Consider the following 2,641-nt stretch of genomic DNA (forward strand, 5'->3'; position numbering starts at 1 on the left):
CACCGCGCGGTCGTATCTCGACCTGCTCGAGACCGGGTGTCAGGTGCGGACGCTGCCCGCCTACTTCGTGAACACGGGGAAGCGGCTACGCAAGGCGCCGAAGATCCTCGCGCGCGACTGCGGGTTCGCCGCGCACGTCGCCGACGTGCGCAGCTGGGAGGACGCGGTCTCGCGGGGGATGGACGGCCCGCTGGTCGAGACGTTCGCGCTCGCCGAACTGATCACGCTGGCGGGGTTGTCGGAGACTCGGCCGGGCGCCACGTACTGGCGGACGGGGCGCGGGGCCGAGGTGGACCTGGTGTTCGAACGGGGCCCCGCCGTCGTCGGGATCGAGGTGAAGTCGGCGGTCGGGCTCCGCTACGAGCATGCGCGCAGCTTGATGTCGCTGCGTGACGACCTCGGCGACCGCTTCAGGATCGGCGTCGTCGCCTACCTCGGCGACGAGACGAGACGGCTCGGTGACCGCGTGTGGGCGGTGCCGCTGGCGTCGTTGCTCGGCGGATGTGCGGTGGACGTCGTCGACCTGTAGCGGCTCGCCGCTAGTCGGCCGGGATCCGTACGTCGCCGACGAGCCGCCCGTCGCTGACCTCCAGGATGCGGTCGGTCCGCTGGGCGAGCAGCCGGTCGTGCGTGACGATCAGGAACGCGGTGCCGTCCTCGGCGCTGATGTCGCGGAACAGCCGGTAGTCGGCCCGCACGATCTGTGGCTCGCCGCGTCGTGCATCGCGCACGGCCTGACGATGGTCACCGCGAACGTCCGCGAGTTCGCGCGGGTGCCGGGCCTCGATGTTGAGGAGTGGCGGGAGTGACAGGCTCGCCACGCTCGGGCGGTGCGCGTGTCAGTCAGGGCGACCGTCGGCGCGCAAAACGACCACGAGATGGTCTATAATCGACCGCAGAACGGACGATGTGTGGGCGTCGCGCGCGCACTCTTCGGCTTGGAGGGCCTCCCGTGTACCAGCGCAACATCGCACACCGTGTGTCGGCGCTCATGGACGTCCACCCGGTCGTCCTGCTGGGCGGCGCTCGGCAGAGCGGCAAGAGCACGCTCGTGCGGGCGCTCGTCGACAGCGGGCTCGACGCCGAGTACGTGACCCTTGACGACCCCGTCCCGCTCGCGGCGGCGGCAGGCGACCCGGACGCGTTCGTCGCGGGCCTGCCCGATCGGGCGATTATCGACGAGGTGCAGCGCGCGCCGGGGCTGTTCCGCGCCATCAAACGCGCCGTCGACCGGGACCGCCGTCCGGGCCGGTTCCTGCTGACCGGCTCGGCCGATGTCATGCTGCTCCCCGGCGCGGCCGAGTACCTCGCCGGCCGCATGGGCGTGGCAACGCTCTGGCCGCTCTCGCAAGGCGAACTGCGGGGCGTGCGCGAGACGTTCATCGACCGGGTCTTCGAACGAGGCGCCTCTGGCTGGCGCGCGAAGCCGTCCGAGCGCGCCGCACTGGTCGACGCGGTCCTGCGCGGAGGGTTCCCCCCCGCCGTCGATGCAGCGTCGGAGTTCGCTCGAAACGAGTGGCTCGACGCCTACGCCGGGCTGCTGCTACAGCGCGAAGTGTCGAGCATCGCGAACGTCGAGCGGCTCGGTGACCTGGCGCGGTTGCTCGCGTACCTGGCGACGAGGGCCGGCACGCTCGCCAACATGGCGGACGTCTCGCGGGCGCTCGGCATGCCGAAGACGACCGTCGTGCGGTACGTGTCGCTCCTCGAAGCGGCGTATGCCATCGGCTTCGTCCCCTCATGGGCGGCAGATCCGGGAAGGCGGCACGTGAAGGCGCCGAAGGTCGTGCCGACCGATTCCGGACTCACTGCGCGCCTGATGCGCGTCGACGCCGCGCGCCTCGCCGTCGACCCGAACGCGTTCGGGCCGCTTCTCGAATCCTTCGTGGTGATGGAGCTGCGCAAGCAAGCGACGTGGGCGGACACCGAGGTGCGCGTCCACCACTACCGCACCCCTGACGGACGCGAGGTGGACGTGGTGCTCGAGGACGCTCGCGGGCGAGTCGTCGGGATCGAGGTCAAGGCCGCCGCCGGTCTGGGTGCATCGGACACCACAGGCCTCGGCGCACTGCGCGCGCGGCTCGCGGAGCGGTTCGTGGCCGGTGTCGTGCTGCACGATGCGCCGGGAGCTACGGTTCTCGGCGATCGCGTCGTGTCCCTGCCGGTCTCGGCCCTGTGGCAGTCGTACGCGTGAGCCGTCCCGCGCCCGTGTTCGGGCCGGCTGCTTATAGACACGCGCGAGCGCGGCGGCTAGAATCCCCTTCGCTGTCCGCACGCGGACGGCACCCCACGCGGGGGTGTAGCTCAGCCGGTTAGAGCGCTGGCCTGTCAAGCCAGAGGTCGCGGGTTCGAGCCCCGTCACTCCCGCCATACGAATCCCGAAGCCGCCCGCCGAGGCGGCTTCTGCGTTCGATGCCCCCTCCTCCGCGCTATCATCGTGGCGTCAGCACTGCGCCGCCGAGGGGGACTCAGCCATGCGCACGCGCCTGATCGTCACCGCCGCACTGCTGTCGGCCGGGCTCACCGTCACCGCGTTCTCGCTGCCGTCGTGCACCGGAGTTGCCGTGCCGGATGTCAAGGGCCTCACCGCTGACCAGGCGAAGCAGGCGCTCAAGCAGGCCAACGAGCTCTGCGCGCGGCA

The 2,641-nt window shown here is 71.1% G+C and carries 2 protein-coding genes and 1 tRNA gene; all 3 read left to right on the forward strand.

Going from position 1 to position 2,641, the window contains the following annotated elements:
• Positions 1-529 (forward strand): DUF4143 domain-containing protein (locus tag FDZ70_09095; GenBank protein ID TLM70662.1); only part of this gene is annotated, 529 nt, incomplete at its 5' end.
• A 378-nt stretch (positions 530-907) separates the two neighbouring features.
• Positions 908-2,194 (forward strand): ATP-binding protein, encoded by a 1,287-nt coding sequence (locus FDZ70_09100; GenBank protein ID TLM70663.1) that lies wholly within the window; start codon positions 908-910, stop codon positions 2,192-2,194.
• A 99-nt stretch (positions 2,195-2,293) separates the two neighbouring features.
• Positions 2,294-2,370 (forward strand) — tRNA-Asp (locus FDZ70_09105).
• Positions 2,371-2,641 lie beyond the last annotated feature (271 nt).

Source organism: Actinomycetota bacterium (assembly GCA_005774595.1).
Classification (GTDB): Bacteria; Actinomycetota; Coriobacteriia; order Anaerosomatales; family D1FN1-002; genus D1FN1-002.

What these genes read in the sequence shown, in the direction of transcription:
- FDZ70_09100 (TLM70663.1), top strand. Translation starts at nt 908, where the DNA reads ATGTGTGGGCGTCGCGCGCGCACTCTTCGGCTTGGAGGGCCTCCCGTG.